This is a genomic window from Noviherbaspirillum pedocola (assembly GCF_016632335.1).
Taxonomy (GTDB): Bacteria; Pseudomonadota; Gammaproteobacteria; order Burkholderiales; family Burkholderiaceae_D; genus Noviherbaspirillum_A; species Noviherbaspirillum_A pedocola.
Genome location: NZ_JAEPBG010000001.1, coordinates 125,445 through 143,276 on the forward strand (window position 1 = coordinate 125,445; position 17,832 = coordinate 143,276).

The following is a 17,832-nucleotide window of genomic DNA, read 5'->3' on the forward strand; positions in this document are numbered from 1 at the left end:
AAAATTGATGGCGCGGATTGTTGCGTAGCAACCATGGACTGCGGCTCAGAGCGCAGTGCGAAGATGCTTGGCGGGTATGACGACAGGAGTGAAAGGAATGGCCGGAGCCTGAAGCTCCGGCAGGAATGCGGCGAGCGCCGCTATTCCTTTAGTGTTGAGCGTATTCACGCTCTTCGGATTACTACCCCAGGCAAACACCCGGAATCGATGCTCAGCCCGAGGCCTGAGCCGCAAGCTGCGCATTCCTGCTGCGCGCCAGCTCAACGAAATACGCCATGCTCTCGGGATTGGCCATCGCATCACGGTTGGCAACCTGTTCGATCGGCATGCCGAGCAGCAGCCGCTTCACCGGCAGCTCCATCTTCTTGCCGGTCAGCGTGCGCGGCACCGCGTCGACCTGAAAGATCGCATCCGGCACATGGCGCGCCGACAGCGCCGAACGGATGCGCTCGCGCAAACGCTGCTGCAAATCTTCATCGAGCGTCATGCCCGAACGCAGCACCACGAACAGCGGCATCCACGAGGGCTTGCCCAGGTACTCGAGGTCCACCACCAGGCTGTCGACCACCTCGGGAAAGTCTTCCACCACGCGGTAGATCTCGGCGGTGCCCATGCGGATGCCGTGGCGGTTGATCGTGGTGTCCGAGCGGCCGTAGATAATCGCGCCGCCGCGCGGCGTGATGCGCAGCCAGTCGCCATGCCGCCACAGGCCGGGATAGGTGTCGAAATAGCTTTCCAGGTAGCGGCGGTTGCCGGCGTCGTTCCAGAAGTACAGCGGCATCGACGGCATCGGCTCGGTTACCACCAGTTCACCGACTGCATCCTCGAGCGGCTTGCCCGCGTCATCAAGTGCATACACCGCGATGCCCAGGCCGCGCGCCTGCATCTCGCCGGCATACAGCGGCAGGATCGGGCAGGCGCCGACGAAGGACGCGGCGATGTCGGTGCCGCCGCTGATGGCCGCGAGCATCACGTCGCGCTTCACATGGTTGTAGATCCATTCGTAGCCTTCGATGGACAGGGGCGATCCGGTTGCGCCGACGCTTTTCAATGCCGACAGGTCGGCGATCTGCGCCGGCTCGATGCCGGCCTTCATGCAGTTGGCGAAATAAGCCGAGCCGGCGCCAAAGAAGGTCAACCCTTCTTCGCCGGCGATGCGCCACAGCGTGGAAAGATCCGGATAGCCCGGATTGCCGTCGTAGATGCAGATGGTCGCGCCCACCAGCAGGCCCGTGACCTGCGAATTCCACATGATCCAGCCGGTGGTGGAAAACCACAGGAAGCGGTCGTCCGGACCGAGGTCGAGATGCAGCGCATGGCCCTTCACGCTTTCGATCAGCGCGCCGCCATGGCCGTGCACGATGGGCTTGGGCATGCCGGTGGTGCCGGATGAATACAGAATCCATAGCGGATGATCGAAGGGCAATTGCTCGAAGCGGATCTCGCCCTGCTGCGCGGCCGGATGGGTGAACAGCGCCTCCCAGCGCAGCGCGCCGTCGAGCGCTGCGTCGGTGTTCAGATACGGCAGGAGCACCGTATGCGCAAGAGTCGGCAGCGACTCGCGCATCGTGCGGACCACGTCGGTGCGATCGAAGTCGCGGCCGCCGTAGCGGTAGCCGTCGACGGCAAACAGCAGCTTCGGATCGATCTGGCGGAAGCGGTCGAGCACGCTGGCATGGCCCATGTCCGGCGAGCAGCTCGACCAGATCGCGCCGATGCTGGCGCAGGCATAGAAAGCAACCGCGGTCTCGGGAATGTTCGGCAGATAGGCCACGACCCGGTCGCCCGGTCCGATGCCGAGCGCGCGAAGGCTGTTGGCCAAGGCCGTAACCTGGCGCCGGAATTCGCGCCAGGACAATTCGATGCGGCCGCGCAATTCCGAGCGCGCGATGATGGCCGGCCGCTCGGCGTCGGCGCCTTCGGTATGGAAGCGGAAGGCCTGCTCGGCGAAGTTCAGGCGCGCACCTTCGAACCAGCGCGCACCGGGCATGCGGTGCGCGTCCAGCACCTGCGTATAGGGGGTGGAGGAGCGCAGCCCGAAATATTGCCAGATCGATTCCCAGAACGCCTCGACATGCGCGACCGACCATTGCCACAGCGCGTCGTAATCATCGAAGCGAAACTTCTTTTCGCGCTCCAGCCATTGCAGGTAATCGCTCAGGTGGCTTTGGGCAAGGCGCGTATCGGACGGTATCCAGAGCGGTTTCGGGGTTGGCTCGGCATGCATCGGGAATGTCTCCTGTTGTGATTGTGCTCGACAGGTTACCCGAAACCCCGCGCCCTATGAATCGGTCATGCCAGCGGTGCCGCGCCCGGGCCGGAGCGTTTTGTAAGGCGCTCTTAAGCGCACGCAATGCCTATCGCTACAGAAATGATACTGGTGACACTTCCGGAATGCATCGCAAGCGCTACGGCTGTGTTCGCCAGCGAACCGAATCGTTAAGGCAATTGTCTTATCGTGTTGATAATCGTTGGCAGGCGTTGATGGCTTGCCGGTTATTACCCCGCATCCGCCTGGCCGGATGTTCAATCTTCGACTCTGCAAAGGAAAGCATCATGGTGGATACAACGAAACACGACAGTGACAATGCTGCCAAGACCACGGGCTCCACGGGTTCGACGACAGGGTCGGCGACTGGCGGCTCCGCATCCGGCAAGACCGCGGGCAGCCCGAGCACCGGCAGCGCCTCTTCGACAGGCAATTCGACCACCGCAAGCTCCGCCACCGGCGGCTCCATGGGCGGCGCCGGCACGCTGGGCACGAATTCGACTGCGTCCAAGGGCGCGACCGGTTCCAGCGGATCCACGGGTTCCACCGGCTCCACCGGCTCTTCCGGCACGAGCGGCTCCACCACTTCACCGAGCGCCACTTCCGGCACGGGTTCTTCGGGCACCAGCGGCTCCGGCAGCAGCGGTTCCTCGACGGGCGCTTCCGGCTCGTCGGGTTCCACCGGCGCTTCAAGCTCCTCCGGCTCCACCGGCTCCAGCGGTTCGACGGGTTCGTCCGGCTCCAGCGGTTCGTCCGGCTCGGGCGCTTCCGGCTCCTCCGGTTCGAACGCTTCCGGCGGCTCCGGCGCTTCGATGGACCAGCGCATCGACCAGACCCGTCAAAGCGTTAGCCAGGGCGTCGACAAGGCCAGCAGCGTAATCAAGGACAACCTCGATCGCGCCGCGGCAGCCGCCCGTCCGGCGGTGGACCAGCTGACGCAGCAGGCGCAAAGCGCGGTCAACAAGCTTTCCGACATGGGCAGCCGTGCCGGCAGCATGATGTCCGACAAGGCTTCGCAATGGCGCGACATGCAGGACCAGGTGGTGTCCGACACCCGTGTGCGGGTGCGCGAGAAGCCGATGACGGCGCTGGCCATTGCCGCCGCCGCCGGCTATGTCCTCGCCAAGCTGATGCGCCGCGACTGATGCGCTGATTGCGCCCTCGTCAGCGCAACGGGCCCGCCGCACCTTCGTGTGCCGCGGGCTCGCTTGTTTTTTGCCGCGTAGCCGCAATGTGCGGATGCGTAGGTTGGGCTGAAAAGCCCAACATGCCTGCAGTCCGCGGGTGCCAGATGTTGGGCTTGCCAGCCCAACCTACGAAGGCCCAACATGCTTGCGGCCCGCGGGCGCCCGATGTTGGGCTTGCCAGCCCAACCTACGAAGCGACACGCACACCGGAACCCGAGCAGCGCTTTGCCAAAGCTGGCATACTTGCGCCTTCCCCGATTCCTGCCTCATTGCGCATGCCGTTCCTGCCGCATGCGCTTTTGTCATTACCGATCATCCCGTGATCACTCAAGGACACAGCCCCGCTCCCATGGAAGCCCCGAAAAACATCCGTTCCTATCCGCGCCATCGTCCCGACCTCAAGCCGGCGCCCTTCCTGCCGACCTCGCGCGCGGAGATGGACAAGCTTGGCTGGGACAGCTGCGACGTGATCCTGGTCACCGGCGACGCCTACATCGACCATCCGAGCTTCGGCATGGCTTTGGTCGGCCGCCTGCTCGAAGCGCAGGGCTTCCGCGTGGGCATCATCACCCAGCCCGACTGGCAGTCCGCCGACGACTTCCGCGCGCTGGGCAAGCCGAATCTCTACTTCGGCATCACCGCGGGCAACATGGACTCGATGATCAACCGCTACACCTCGGACCGGAAGATCCGCTCCGAGGACGCGTACACGCCGAATGGCGAGCCGAACCGCCGCCCCGACCGCGCGGTGGTGGTGTATGCGCAGCGCGCCCGCGAAGCGTATCCGGGCGTGGGCGTGGTGATCGGCAGCATCGAAGCCAGCCTGCGCCGCATCGCGCATTACGATTACTGGTCCGACAAGGTCAAGCGCTCGGTGCTGCCGGATTCCAAGGCCGACATCCTGATCTTCGGCAATGCCGAGCGCGCGCTGATTGCGCTGACGCATCGCGTGGCCGCGGGCGAAAGCATCGCTTCGATACGCGATCTGCGCGGCACCGCCTTCATGGCGCCGCATGGCTGGAAGCCGGAAGCCGACTGGAGCGAAGTCAATTCCACGCGCGTCGATACGCCGGGGCGCGTCGAGCCGCATCCCGACCCTTATGAAATGAAGTCCAAGGATGATGCGTCCTGCAAGACGAATGAAGCACCCGCCGCCGAGCAGCCGGTGAAGCTGATGACGCGTGAGGAACGCGCCGCGCTGCAGAAGGAAATCCGCGCCAGGAGCGTGGTGCGCCTGCCTTCGTTCGAGCAGGTGAAGGACGACGCGGTGATGTATGCGCATGCATCGCGCGTCTTCCATCTCGAATCGAACCCCGGCAATGCGCGCGCGCTGGTGCAGCAGCATGGCGAGCGCGATGTGTGGCTCAACCCGCCGCCGCTGCCGCTGGCCATGGACGAGATGGATTTCGTCTACGACATGCCCTATGCGCGCGCGCCGCATCCGCGTTATGGCAAGGCCCGCATCCCGGCCTGGGAAATGATCCGCTTCTCGGTCAACATCATGCGCGGCTGTTTCGGCGGCTGCACCTTCTGCTCCATCACGGAGCATGAGGGACGCATCATTCAAAGCCGCTCGGAGCCGTCGATCCTGCGCGAGATTGAACTGATCCGCGACAAGACCAAAGGCTTCACCGGCACCATCTCCGACCTGGGCGGCCCGACCGCCAACATGTATCGCCTGGCCTGCAAGGACAAGAACATCGAAGAGTCCTGCCGTCGGCTGTCCTGCGTGTATCCGACCATCTGCAGCAATCTCGGCACCGACCATTCCAAGCTGATCCAGCTCTACCGCAAGGCGCGCGCGATTCCCGGCATCAAGAAGATCCTGGTCAGCTCGGGCCTGCGCTACGACCTCGCGGTGCGTTCGCCCGAGTATGTGAAGGAACTGGTGACCCACCATGTCGGCGGCCTGTTGAAGATCGCGCCGGAGCATTCAGAAACCGGCCCGCTGTCGAAGATGATGAAGCCGGGCATGGGTGCGTATTACGAATTCAAGGAGATGTTCGAGCGCTATTCGCGGGAAGCGGGCAAGGCGCAATACCTGATCCCCTACTTCATCGCCGCGCATCCGGGCACGACCGATGAAGACATGCTGAGCCTGGCGCTGTGGCTGAAGCAGAACGATTTCCGCCTGGACCAGGTGCAGACCTTCCTGCCCACGCCGATGGCCCTGGCCACCGCGATGTACCACACCCGCAAGAATCCCTTGCACAAGGTCACCGACACGTCCGAAGTGGTGGAGACGGTGCGCGCCGGCAAGGTCCGCAAGCTGCACAAGGCCTTCCTGCGTTATCACGATCCGGAGAACTGGGAGCTGTTGCGCGAAGGCCTGCGGCGCATGGGTCGCGCCGATCTGATTGGCAATGGTCCGCAGCACCTGGTGCCACGCGGCGATCCGGCGCCCGGTGCGCAGGCGCGCGAACGCCGTCGCGAAACGCCGGGACCGGATGTGTTGGCGCGCCGCTTCGGCCAGAACAAGCCCAGGCCGGGCGCGGCGGTGCAGCGCAAGCCGGCAACGGGCAAGCCGGCTGGGAAGGGACGACGGGCGTAGGTTGGGCTGCAAAGCCCAACATCGGTCGTCCGCGGGCCGCAAGCATGTTGGGTTTGCAGCCCAACCTACGCGCCAACATCGAAGGCCTGCGGACCGCGAGCATGTTGAACCTTCGTAGGTTGGGCTGCCAAGCCCAACGTCGGGCACTGCGGGCCGCAAGCATGTTGGGCTTCCTTCGTCAGCCCAACCTACGCTGAGTTCGAAGTCGCCTCACCCCAGCCAGCAAATCAAGGTCAACAGCAATTCCCCTGCCCACTCGGGCGTCATCTGCAGCGCCGACTCCTGCCAGCCCTGCAGGGTTTCGGGAAAGCTTTCCACCAGCGCCATCATGATCGAGCGCTTTTCCGCGTCAGTGCAGGCTGAAAAGCGCTGGCGCCAGCGCAGCGCGGTGGAATTGTCGATGCCGCAGATCTCGGCGCTCTTGCGGATGCTCTTCTGCTGGGTCAGCGTGCGCAGGAACAGGAACCACTTGTCCTTGTTGCGCAGGCGCGCAAGGCTGGTGCCCGTGAGCGGATTGAAGGTGCGCTTGCACGTATTGCAGCGATAGCGCGGCAAACCGTGCGCCGAACCCCAGCCTTGCACACTGTTGCTGCTGCAGTGCGGACATTCCCTGCCCTGCACTGCTTGCGCCGATTCCATGGAGGAAGGCTGCTTCGCCATGTCCTTCCCGCCGTCTGCCATCACTTTTCCATCCATCAAAACAAAAAAGGATGCCGGCTTGCGCAGGCATCCTCGAACAGAGGGATTTCGCTTATGCCGCGTATTCCCTGGCGTTCATGCGTTCTTCCTTCTCAACCAGACCGTTCGAATGCTCGATCAGGCGGCGGCGCATCGGCGCCAGGATGAAGCGCGCGGCGATGCCTGCGGCGATCGTGATGATCGCGCCGACGATGAACACGCGATCCCAGTTGCCACCCTTGGCCAGCAGCGAGGCCAGCGGCACCAGCAGCGCGGCCGTGCCCTTGGCGGTGTACATCGTGCCGGCATTGCCAGCGGCATTCTTCACGCCGAAGGTGTCGGCAACGATGGCCGGGAAGATCGAGAAGATTTCGCCCCAGAACAGGAAGGTCAGCGCAGCGAAGGTCATGAACAGCATCGGGTCATGGCCCCACTTCATCAGGCCCAGCATCGACAGGCCTTCGCCGACGAACACGATCATCATCACGTTCTCGCGACCGATGCGGTCCGAGATGAAGCCGCACAGCGGACGGGTGAAGCCGTTGCACAGGTTGTCGATGGACAGCGTCATGGTCAGCAGCGGCAGGGTCATGCCGAGCATCGTGATCGGCATCTTGGCGATGCCGTAGTCCTTGGCGATCGGGCCGATCTGCGCGGTAGCCATCAGGCCGCCTGCGGCAACGGCGACGAACAGCACATAGGTCAGCCAGAACACCGGGGTCTTGAGCATCTGGCCCGGGGTGTAGTTGGCCTTGGTGGCAACAACCTTGGCAGCGGGCCTCACACCGGTCGGAACCACCGGACGCAGCAGGAACATGGCCAGGATGAAGATGATCGCGCCCTGGGCGATGCCGAAGAACAGGAAGGCATGCTCATAACCCGAGGACTGGATCATGTTGCCGATGGGGATCACGGTCACGGCAGCGCCGGCGCCGAAACCGGCGGCGGTCAGGCCGGCAGCCAGGCCGCGCTTGTCCGGAAACCATTTCAGCGCATTGCCCACGCAGGTGCCGTAGACGCAACCGGCGCCGATGCCGGAGATCACGGCGGCTGCATACAACACTTCCAGGTTCGCGGCGTAGGAGTTCATCACCCAGCCGATACCGGCCATGATGGCGCCGAATGCCACCACCGGACGCGGGCCAAACTTGTCGACAGCCCAGCCTTCGATAGGCACGAGCCAGGTTTCAACCACGATGAAGATCGAGAAGGCCAACTGGATGGCCGGAAGGCCCCAGTGGTTCTTGGCTTCCATGGGGCTGACGAAGAGCGTCCATGCGTATTGCAGGTTCGCCACCAGCGCCATGCACAGGATGCCGATGATGAGTTGTAGCCAGCGGTTGGGCACACGTGCCCCGGCCGCGGAAGTTGCTGCTGTCATGATGCCTGTCTCCTTGAATTGATATCCGATTCCGCTTGAGTGCTAGCCGTGATGCGAGGTTTGCACTGGTTGCGGATGCCTGCTTTCAACGTGCCGGGTGGGTCGGTCTTGTTCTTGGCGTTTTCTCGCTTGCATGATTTCATGCGCTTCCTGCCTGCAATTTCCCTTCGCCACGCCGGGCTTGTCCACGCTGCAATTGGAGCCGACAGCCATCATGGTGTCGTCGCCTTGAGCCTCCAGATAGGCGGGCTGCATGCTTGCGGTTTCCGGGTCAGTGATATCGGCATGGAAGTAAATTGCCAGGCCGATCGCCTCACACAGACTCAGGAAAAAGATGACAAGGACCCAACGGGGAGCAAAGTCGATTGAGGGCATTCGCTGCATGTGCAGGAAGATAGGAGTGGGGGGATACCCCTGTAATTGACCGGGGTCAATTTTCAGACAACATGCCTGTCAAGGCGGTAATGTGCACGCTTGCGTTTCGTGTTGGTAGATTCATGGACACGTAGCATTTTGCTACGGCATGCTCAGGGCGAGCGCGAAGTCCGCAACGGCAGAGCCAACACCAAACGCGTACAGCAAGAGAATTTGCGGCGACGGTCTGCTGCAAGCGCATGCACTCATGCCGGCAAGGCTGCAGTCTGCCGCAAGCGCATGGAGCAGCTTGGGAAAAACTCAGGGAAGGCACAGCGATGCCGTAACAGGCAAGCCTGCGAATGTCAGAGCTTAGTGCAGCGCCATTTCGTGAGGCAATCGTATGACCTCGGAGGCTGGCACCGGCTTGCCGAAGTAAAAGCCCTGCACCACGTCGCAGCCGAGATGGCGCAATGTTTCCACCTGGGACGCGGTCTCCACGCCTTCAGCCACCACTTGCAGATCGAGGTTGTGCGCAAGCTGAATGATGGAGCGCGCGATTGCCGCGTCCTTTTGCGAGCAGGTCAGGCTGTCGATGAATTGCTTGTCGATCTTCAGCGCATCCAGTGCGAACTGCTTCAGATATGCCAGCGAGGAATAGCCGGTGCCGAAGTCATCAACGGACACCTTCAGCCCGAGATCCTTGAGTGCGCGCAGCACCGAGCGCGTGTGCTCGGTGTCGGCCATGAGCATGGATTCGGTCAGTTCGATCTCGAGCTGGTAAGGCGGCAGCGCATTCGCCTCGAGCACCTGCCGTATCTGCGGCACCAGGTTCTTGTCGATGAACTGGCGCGGCGACAGGTTGACCGACAGCGAGCATTGCTCGGGCAGCATGCCATCCCAGTCGTGGCGCTGCCGGCAGCCGGTCGAGAACACCCACTGCCCGGCCGGGATGATGAGGCCGGTCTCCTCGAGCAACGGCACGAAGGTGCTTGGCGCCACCTGGCCCATATCGTCATGATTCCAGCGTAGCAAGGCTTCAAAGCCGACCACCTGACCATTGGCGATATCCACCTGCGGCTGATAGTGCAACGCGAACTCGTCACCCGCCATCGCACCGCGCAGCGCCTGCTCGAGCATCAGCCGCTGGCGCGCGCGGGCATTCATCTCGGGCACATAGAAATGGAACAGATTGCGGCCGTCGCGCTTGGCCTGATAGACCGCGACCCCGGCCGCCTGCATCAGCAGATCGATATCATCGCTGCACTCCGGATAGCAGGCGATGCCGATGCTCGCGCCAACGACCATGCGCATGCCGCCGTCGAGCTCTATCGGCTGGCGCAGCGCGTCGAGTATCTTGCGCGCGACTTGCGCAGCGCTGGCCGAGTCGTCGAGCTCATCGAGCACCACCGCGAATTCATCGCCGCCGGTGCGCGCAACCACGTCATAGCCGCGCACGCACAGGCGCAAGCGCTGCGCGACCTCGGAAAGCAAATGGTCGCCGACCGTGTGCCCGAGAGTGTCGTTGATGCGCTTGAAATGATCGAGGTCGACGAACATCAGCGCCATGCTGTTGCCGCGCCGGCGCGCGCGCTCCACCGCCATCTTCAGCGCGGTCTTGAAGCCGAAACGGTTATTCAGGCCGGTAAGATTGTCGGTTTCGGCCGAGCGCCGCACCTGCTCTTCCAGCGCCTTGCGCGCCGAGATGTCCTGGAACACCACGACCACGCCTTCGCCATTGCCGCCAAGCGCGGAAACGCACATCGACACCGGGAACAGCTCGCCATCGGCACGCTTGAACACCGCTTCGTCGAAGCGGCTGTCCTCGCCCATGCGCAGCGTATGAAAGAATGGCGTGTCTTCCCATGCTGCTTCCGCAACGCCGGAGTCGGGATAAAACAGGCTGTAGTCAGCGCTCTTCAACGCATCGGCGGACACGCCGAGCATGGTGCGCGCCGCCGGATTGGCGAAACGGATGCGGCCACAGCGGTCGATGCCGATCATGCCTTCGCCGGCGGCATTGAGCATCGATTCGTAATACGCCTTGGTATTGTCGATGCGGGCGCAGGCCTGCTGCAGCCGCTGCTTGTTGCGGTCCAGTTCCAGCAGCACATCGACCTTGCTCTTCAGGATGGAAGCGGATACCGGCTTGGTCAGATAGTCGATGGCGCCGGCCTCATAGCCGCGCCGCACCGAGTCGAGATCCGATTCCCCCGCGGTAAGCAGCAGCACCGGCACATTGCGGGTGCGCGAATTGCCGCGCATCCATTGCACCAGGTCGTAGCCATCCATGTCGGGCATGACTACGTCGACCAGTGCCAGCGCAACCTCGTGCTCCATCAGCAATTCAAGCGCGGCTTCGCCCGAGGCCGCCTTGAGGATGGTCAGCGCGCCGTCTTCCAGCGCTTCGGCCAGACTGTCGAGGTTTTCCGTCTGGTCGTCGACCAGCAGCACGACTTGCTGCAAGGTCGGCTCGGGTAGCCGCTTCAAGAGAGAATCCATGGGAGATGGGCAAAAGCATACGACCGGGCCGCTTGCGCAATGTTTCACCGGAACTGGCGCGTATCAGGTCGTGTTGTTGTCATAAGAGGAAACCTGTCGATCGATATCCTTGCGGGAAGTTCCCATGCGCAAAGGGCCACTGCTGCCGATGACACCGACAATTGCACCGGTCACACCGATCTTTGGTTTAAGATTGCGCCTTTTGTCGAAGGCAGGAAACGATGGCCAATACCCGCATCACCCTGGTGGTCGCGATGGACCGAGAACGCGGCATCGGCGTGGAAAACCGCCTGCCCTGGCATCTGCCCGAAGACCTCGCGCATTTCAAGCGGCTGACTTCCGGGCACACGATCATCATGGGCCGCAAGACCTTCGACTCGATCGGCCGGCCGCTGCCGAACCGGCGCAATGTGGTCATCACCCGCGACGCGACATGGCGGCGCGAAGGCGTGGAAGCGGTGACATCGCTGGAAGCCGCCCTGGCGCTGGCCGGCGACGAAGAAGCCTTCGTCATCGGCGGCGCGCAAGTCTTTCAGCTGGCCTTGCCGCAGGCCTCGCGCATGGTCGTCACCGAGATCGACGCGCGCTTCGCTTGCGACACCTTTTTCCCCGTGATCGACGCCGCCGTCTGGCAGGCTGCCGCGCGCGAGCCGCATCACTCGGCTGCCAGCGGACTCGACTACGCGATCGTGGATTACCGGCGCAGCAAGGACTGAAACCGTATTCAATCACCAGGGAGATAAAACAATGTCCGAAGGCGGATTTCATGTGCATGGCCCGCACGACCACGCGGTCGAGCATGCGGCCCACGGCAACGACCCGTTCGCGAGCCGCATCGCAGTGCTGACCGCGGTTCTGGCAACGGTCGGCGCCGGCTTTGGCTACATGGGCGGCGCGACGCAGAACGATGCCGCGATGTTCAAGAACGATGCCGCGATCAGGAAGACCGCGGCATCAAACCAGTGGAATTACTACCAGGCCAAGTCGAACAAGCAGAATCTGGCCGAGCTGGCGATGTCGCTGCCCGGCGCGGACCGCGACCGCTATGCCGCCGAGGTGCAGCGCTACAAGAACGAGAAGGAAGACATCCGCAAGGATGCCGAAAAGCTTGAAGCCGAATCGCGTGAATTCGATGAAAAAGCCGCCCATGTGATACACGAGCATCACCGCTGGGCGCTGGCGGGAACGGTCGAGCAGATCGCGATCTCGCTGTCGGCAATCACGCTGCTGACGCGCCGGCGCTGGCTGCAGCTGGCCTCGTATGGCGCGGCCGCGGTCGGCATCCTGCTCGGCGCGAGCGCCTGGCTGCACCTGTTCTGACGGCAGATTCGCGCCAGCATCGAGCCGATGCCTGCCTTGATGGCAGCCGCGATGCCGCTGCGAGCAAGCGATGCGCATAAACGGTCACGCGCCTGCGCCATATCTGCGAAAATCCCGCTTTCGCGCGCCGGCACCATGCGCCGGCGCGACCGCAAGCTTGCAGGGAGTCGAAGAAGCCGCGGGCGCTTGCCATCGTCACGCACCCCGCCCTTCCTCATCCTGCATGAGCCTCACGCGCTCCTGGAGAACCCATGAAATTCCGTTTCCCCATCGTCATCATCGACGAGGACTTCCGCTCCGAAAACACTTCCGGCCTCGGCATCCGCGCGCTGGCCAATGCCCTCGAACAGGAAGGCATGGAAGTCGTCGGCGTCACCAGCTACGGCGATCTGTCGCAGTTCGCGCAGCAGCAGTCGCGCGCGTCGGCCTTCATCCTGTCCATCGATGACGAGGAATTCGGCGGCGGCTCGGATGAAGAAACCGCCACGGCGCTGAAGTCGCTGCGCGCCTTCGTCGAGGAAATCCGGCACAAGAATGCCGACATCCCGATCTACCTGTACGGCGAGACCCGCACCTCGCGCCACATTCCCAACGATGTGCTGCGCGAACTGCACGGCTTCATCCACATGTTCGAGGACACGCCGGAATTCGTGGCGCGCCACATCATCCGCGAAGCCAAGTCCTATCTCGACGGCCTGTCGCCGCCCTTCTTCCGCGCGCTGGTGCATTACGCGCAGGACGGCTCGTATTCCTGGCACTGCCCCGGCCATTCCGGCGGCGTGGCGTTCCTGAAGTCGCCGATCGGGCAGATGTTCCACCAGTTCTTCGGCGAGAACATGCTACGCGCCGACGTGTGCAATGCGGTCGAGGAACTCGGCCAGCTGCTCGACCATACCGGCCCGGTGGCCGCTTCCGAGCGCAATGCCGCGCGCATCTTCAATGCCGACCACTGCTACTTCGTGACCAATGGCACGTCGACCTCGAACAAGATGGTCTGGCACTCCACCGTGGGACCCGGCGACATCGTCGTGGTCGACCGCAACTGCCACAAGTCGATCCTGCACTCGATCATCATGACCGGCGCGATCCCGGTGTTCCTGATGCCCACGCGCAATCACCTCGGCATCATCGGCCCGATTCCGCTCGAGGAATTCAAGATGGAAAACATCATGAAGAAGATCGAGGCGAATCCGTTCGCGCGCGAAGCGAAGAACAAGAAGCCGCGCATCCTGACCATCACGCAGTCGACCTACGATGGCGTGGTCTACAACGTCGAAACTCTGAAGAGCATGCTCGACGGCGAAATCGACACGCTGCATTTCGATGAAGCCTGGCTGCCGCATGCGACCTTCCACGAGTTCTATCGCAACATGCATGCGATCGGCAAGGAACGGCCGCGCGCGAAGGAATCGATGATCTTTTCGACGCAGTCCACGCACAAGCTGCTGGCGGGCCTGTCGCAGGCTTCACAGATCCTGGTGTCCGAATCCGAGAAGGTGAAGCTGGATCAGGATGCCTTCAACGAAGCCTATCTGATGCATACCTCGACGTCGCCGCAGTACGCGATCATTGCATCCTGCGACGTCGCTGCGGCGATGATGGAGCCGCCGGGCGGCACCGCGCTGGTCGAGGAAAGCATCCTGGAAGCGCTGGACTTCCGCCGCGCGATGAAGAAGGTCGACCAGGAATGGGGCCAGGACTGGTGGTTCCAGGTCTGGGGCCCGAGCGAGTTCGGCGAGAACGGCATCGGCTCGCGCGAGGACTGGATGATCCGCGCCGAGGACGACTGGCATGGCTTCGGCAATGTCGCGCCCGGCTTCAACATGCTCGACCCGATCAAGGCCACCATCGTCACGCCGGGCCTGGCCCTGGACGGCCAGTTCGGCGAGAGCGGCATCCCGGCCTCCATCGTCACCAAGTACCTGGCCGAGCATGGCGTCATCGTCGAGAAGGCGGGCCTGTACTCGTTCTTCATCATGTTCACCATCGGCATCACCAAGGGCCGCTGGAACACGCTGTTGACCGCGCTGCAGCAGTTCAAGGACGACTACGACAAGAACCAGCCGATGTGGCGCATCCTGCCCGAGTTCGCGCAGGCCAATCCGCGTTACGAGCGTATCGGCCTGCGCGACCTCTGCCAGAACATCCACGACTTCTACAAGCTCTACGACGTGGCGCGCCTGACCACCGAGATGTACCTGTCGGACATGCAGCCAGCGATGAAGCCTTCGGATGCGTTCGCGAAGATGGCGCACCGCGAGATCGAGCGCGTGCCCATCGATGAACTCGAAGGCCGCGTCACCTCGATCCTGCTGACGCCCTACCCGCCCGGCATTCCGCTGCTGATTCCGGGCGAGCGCTTCAACAAGACCATCGTCGATTACCTGAAATTCGCGCGCGACTTCAACGAGCGCTTCCCGGGCTTCGAGACCGATGTGCACGGGCTGGTCACGCGCGAGGTGGATGGCAAGCGCGGGTATTTTGTGGATTGCGTGAAGTAGATCGGGATGTCACCCGTCATGCGGCGCGATGCATGGCGGGACTTCTTCCACATCACGTCGATGATGCGGCAAAGCCCGTGCAGGGTGGGCGCAGCCCACGCGCTCGGCTACACGTCGGTACCCGCGTGGGCTGCGCCCACCCTACGAACCCCTGCATTTTTGGCTTGTCGCTGAAGGATAGTTCGCGTTACCAGGCGATTCTGAGCGCAGTCCGGCGCAAGTCTAAGCATGCGCTGCAAATAGGTATCACCCCCCCGCCTCCAGCACCGCATACCCGCGCGTCCACGTCGGCGCCATCCCGTTGATCCGCTTCACGCTGTGCAGTTTCACGCCATCGAGTCCCAGTCCTGTCTTGCCGTCGAAGAGCAGCGCATCGATGTAAGTGCCGTTGGCGCAGGCGTTCTGCGCGTATTTCGAGGTTTCCTTCTGCAGCGGCACGACCTTCATGCTCCAGGCGTTCTCGCCACTGCATGACTCATCAACGCGCTGGCCCAATGTCTCGGGACGATCCAGGCCGTCCCATTCGCTCAGCGCATGAAAGATCGACGACAAGCCGATGAAGCGCGCCGTCTCAAAGTCCGACGCCTTCGCATTGGCGCCGATATCGAAGGGCGCGATTACCCGGCGGTACAGGCCGGCGCAGTCGGCGGCATTGTAGGCGCCGGAGGCAATTGTCACCGCAGGCTTGCCGATATCCGCATCGAACGCGACGGGCGCTGCGCCATTGTCATTGTTCGGATAGCAGGGATTCATCGTCGTGCCCGATGCCGCGATCATTGCGCGGCGCGCTTCGTTCTGCCCCAGCCCGAGAAAGCTCACGCTCAGCACCGCATGGCGCATGCCACCGATGGTGAGCGTTTCCACGCCGGCGTGATGCTCGTTATTCGTTGCATAAGCCACCTGCGCCGATGCACCGCCGACCTCGATGATGCCGGTCGTCGGCCCGGGCGTATCGAAGGCGCGATTCAGGTAATTCACATCGACCCAGGCATAGCGGCCTTCGTCGGCGCCGGAGATCGTGGCCGCGCGGCCCGGCGCGTAGCCGTCGCGGGCGATGGTCTCGCGCACGCTGGCATACACTGCGCGCTCGGCGTGCGGATCGGCTTCGGCCAGCAGGCGCATGCCGGCGGTGGCCAGCACGTCGACGCGCACTGAGTCCCGTGCAATCGCATGCGCATCGAGATAGTCGCCGAGGCGCGCAAGCAGCGGCTGCATGCCCTGCGGCCCGGCCGCTGCCGGCTGCGCGCCGAAGCTCGCCAGCGCGGGCAGCTTGTCGATGGTGAATTCGGCGACGTCTTCCACCCGCGGTCGCTCGTGGTCGCGCGCCACCCGATACAGGTGCGCGCGCGAGCCGCTGCTGCCGACGTCGATAACGGTGAGGTAGGAAGACGCCGACTGAAGTCCGGCGCAGCCGGCCAGGCATAGCAGCAGGGAAAGGAAGGCGTGGTTCAGGAGTGGGCGTGGATTCATGGCCGCGAGCATAACGCAGCAGTCATGAATCCACCATGCGTGAAGCGAGGGCAGCGCTCAGTGCGCCCCGCCCGCATCCACCGGCGCCTTGGACTTCGATGGCTTGGTCATCCACACCAGCCCGATCAGCAGCAGGAACAGGATGGCCGACATGTAGAAGATGTCGGTCGCGCCCAGGGTGTTGGCCTGGATCTGCAGCGTGCGCTCGATCACGGCCCAGCTGCCCTGCTGCGGCAAGCCCTGCGCCATCAGGCTCTGCGTAGCCGCGTCGAATGCCGGGTTCTGGCCCGGCACCGCGTGCTCGACCAGTTGCGCATGATGCAGCGTGCTGCGGTTTTCCCACAGTGTCGAGATGATCGAGGTGCCCATGCCGCCGAACATGATGCGCACGAAATTCGACAGGCCGGCCGCGGCGGGTATCCGTTCCGGCGGCTGGCCCGACAGGATGATCGAGGTCAGCGGGATGAAGAACATTGCCATCGCCGCGCCCTGGATGATGGTCGGGATCATCAGCGTGCGCGTATCCACGTCCGGCGTGAAGCCCGAGCGCATGAAGAACACGATGGCGAAGATGGTGAAGGCCATCGAGGCGACGATGCGCGCATCCACCTTCGGCAGGATGCGGCCCACCACCGGCGACAGCATGATGGCCAGGATGCCCACCGGCGCCATCACCTTGCCGGCCTCGGTGGCGGTATAGCCGATCGTGGTCTGCAGCCACAGCGGCAGGATCACCAGGCTGCCGAAGAACAGGCCATAAGCCACCGAGATCGCAATGACGCCGCCGCTGAAATTGCGGCCCTTGAACAGGGACAGATCCACCACCGGATGCTCGTCGGTCAATTCCCAGATCACGAAGTAGACGAAGCCGACGAAGGCGATCGCGGCCAGCGCCACGACTTCCGCCGAGTTGAACCAGTCCAGTTCCTTGCCCTTGTCGAGCATCAGCTGCAGGCAGCCGACCCAGACCACGAGCAGGCCCAGTCCGACCTTGTCGATCGGCCGTACCACCACCTGCGATTCACGTTCCTTGTAGATCGACCAGGTGGCCCAGGCCGCGAGGATGCCGACCGGCAGATTGATGAAGAAGATCCACGGCCAGGTGTAGTTGTCCGAGATCCAGCCGCCGAGCAAGGGCCCCATGATCGGCGCGACCAGCGTGGTCATGCCCCAGAACGACAGCGCCATGCCGCTCTTGGCCGGCGGATAACTCGCCAGCAGCAGCGATTGCGACAGCGGAATCATCGGCCCGGCCACCGCGCCCTGCAGCACCCTTGCCGCGATCAGGACCTCGATGCTGGGCGCGATGCCGCACAGGAAGGACGAGATCACGAACAGCAGGATCGAGGCGATGAACAGCCGGACCTGGCCGAAGCGCATCGTCAGCCAGCCCGTGAGCGGCACCGAGATCGCATTGGACACCGCGAACGAGGTGATGACCCAGGTGCCCTGCTGCGGCGACACGCCCATGTCGCCCGAGATCGCCGGAATCGATACGTTGGCGATCGAAGAGTCGAGCACGTTCATGAACACCGCCAACGACAGCGCGATGGTGCCCAGCACCTGTGGCGTGCCGGACAGCGGCGGATGCGCGGCGCGCGGGGGCGATGCAGCCATCG

13 protein-coding genes are annotated in these 17,832 nt (G+C 63.4%); 5 read left to right on the plus strand and 8 right to left on the minus strand.

Going from position 1 to position 17,832, the window contains the following annotated elements:
- Window positions 1-211: 211 nt before the first annotated feature.
- Together JJB74_RS00605 and JJB74_RS00610 are read right to left on the minus strand one after the other, a co-directional pair.
- Window positions 212-2,227 carry an acetoacetate--CoA ligase gene (locus JJB74_RS00605; RefSeq protein WP_200589605.1) on the minus strand — a complete coding sequence of 672 codons (2,016 nt, stop codon included), beginning with the start codon at window positions 2,225-2,227 and terminating at the stop codon, window positions 212-214.
- A 226-nt stretch (window positions 2,228-2,453) separates the two neighbouring features.
- Window positions 2,454-3,095, minus strand: a complete 642-nt coding sequence (locus JJB74_RS00610) for a hypothetical protein (RefSeq protein ID WP_200589608.1) — start codon at window positions 3,093-3,095, stop codon at window positions 2,454-2,456.
- Between JJB74_RS00610 and JJB74_RS00615 the strand changes: the two genes are divergently transcribed.
- Together JJB74_RS00615 and JJB74_RS00620 are read left to right on the plus strand one after the other, a co-directional pair.
- A complete protein-coding gene (locus tag JJB74_RS00615) occupies window positions 3,082-3,414 on the plus strand; it encodes a hypothetical protein (protein ID WP_200589611.1) in 333 nt (110 codons plus the stop codon). The two genes, JJB74_RS00610 and JJB74_RS00615, sit on opposite strands and share 14 nt — an antisense overlap.
- Window positions 3,415-3,805: 391 nt before the next feature.
- Window positions 3,806-6,007, plus strand: coding sequence for a YgiQ family radical SAM protein (locus JJB74_RS00620; protein ID WP_200589614.1), 2,202 nt, complete (start codon window positions 3,806-3,808; stop codon window positions 6,005-6,007).
- A gap of 210 nt (window positions 6,008-6,217) precedes the next feature.
- On the opposite strand, the gene JJB74_RS00625 is transcribed toward JJB74_RS00620, so the two are convergent.
- From JJB74_RS00625 to JJB74_RS00640, 4 genes are all read right to left on the minus strand, one after another.
- A complete protein-coding gene (locus JJB74_RS00625) occupies window positions 6,218-6,688 on the minus strand; it encodes an IS1 family transposase (protein WP_200589617.1) in 471 nt (156 codons plus the stop codon).
- Window positions 6,689-6,758: 70 nt separating this feature from the next.
- Window positions 6,759-8,066 (minus strand): oxalate/formate MFS antiporter, encoded by a 1,308-nt coding sequence (gene oxlT / locus JJB74_RS00630; protein ID WP_200589620.1) that lies wholly within the window; start codon window positions 8,064-8,066, stop codon window positions 6,759-6,761.
- Window positions 8,067-8,108: 42 nt separating this feature from the next.
- Window positions 8,109-8,441 carry a hypothetical protein gene (locus JJB74_RS00635; protein WP_200589623.1) on the minus strand — a complete coding sequence of 111 codons (333 nt, stop codon included), beginning with the start codon at window positions 8,439-8,441 and terminating at the stop codon, window positions 8,109-8,111.
- A 351-nt stretch (window positions 8,442-8,792) separates the two neighbouring features.
- Window positions 8,793-10,922, minus strand: coding sequence for a putative bifunctional diguanylate cyclase/phosphodiesterase (locus JJB74_RS00640; RefSeq protein WP_200589626.1), 2,130 nt, complete (start codon window positions 10,920-10,922; stop codon window positions 8,793-8,795).
- 221 nt (window positions 10,923-11,143) lie between these two features.
- Between JJB74_RS00640 and JJB74_RS00645 the strand changes: the two genes are divergently transcribed.
- The 3 genes from JJB74_RS00645 (at window position 11,144) to JJB74_RS00655 (ending at window position 14,743) form a co-directional block, all read left to right on the plus strand.
- On the plus strand, window positions 11,144-11,638 hold the full coding sequence (locus JJB74_RS00645) for a dihydrofolate reductase (protein ID WP_200589628.1): 495 nt from the start codon (window positions 11,144-11,146) through the stop codon (window positions 11,636-11,638).
- A gap of 31 nt (window positions 11,639-11,669) precedes the next feature.
- Complete coding sequence (locus tag JJB74_RS00650; protein WP_200589631.1) at window positions 11,670-12,242, plus strand: DUF4337 domain-containing protein; 573 nt, start codon at window positions 11,670-11,672, stop codon at window positions 12,240-12,242.
- Window positions 12,243-12,493: 251 nt separating this feature from the next.
- On the plus strand, window positions 12,494-14,743 hold the full coding sequence (locus JJB74_RS00655; RefSeq protein WP_200589634.1) for an arginine/lysine/ornithine decarboxylase: 2,250 nt from the start codon (window positions 12,494-12,496) through the stop codon (window positions 14,741-14,743).
- A 246-nt stretch (window positions 14,744-14,989) separates the two neighbouring features.
- On the opposite strand, the gene JJB74_RS00660 is transcribed toward JJB74_RS00655, so the two are convergent.
- Both JJB74_RS00660 and JJB74_RS00665 read right to left on the minus strand, forming a co-directional pair.
- Window positions 14,990-16,213, minus strand: coding sequence for an acetate and sugar kinases/Hsc70/actin family protein (locus JJB74_RS00660; RefSeq protein WP_200589637.1), 1,224 nt, complete (start codon window positions 16,211-16,213; stop codon window positions 14,990-14,992).
- A gap of 57 nt (window positions 16,214-16,270) precedes the next feature.
- On the minus strand, window positions 16,271-17,830 hold the full coding sequence (locus JJB74_RS00665) for a DHA2 family efflux MFS transporter permease subunit (RefSeq protein ID WP_200589640.1): 1,560 nt from the start codon (window positions 17,828-17,830) through the stop codon (window positions 16,271-16,273).
- Window positions 17,831-17,832 lie beyond the last annotated feature (2 nt).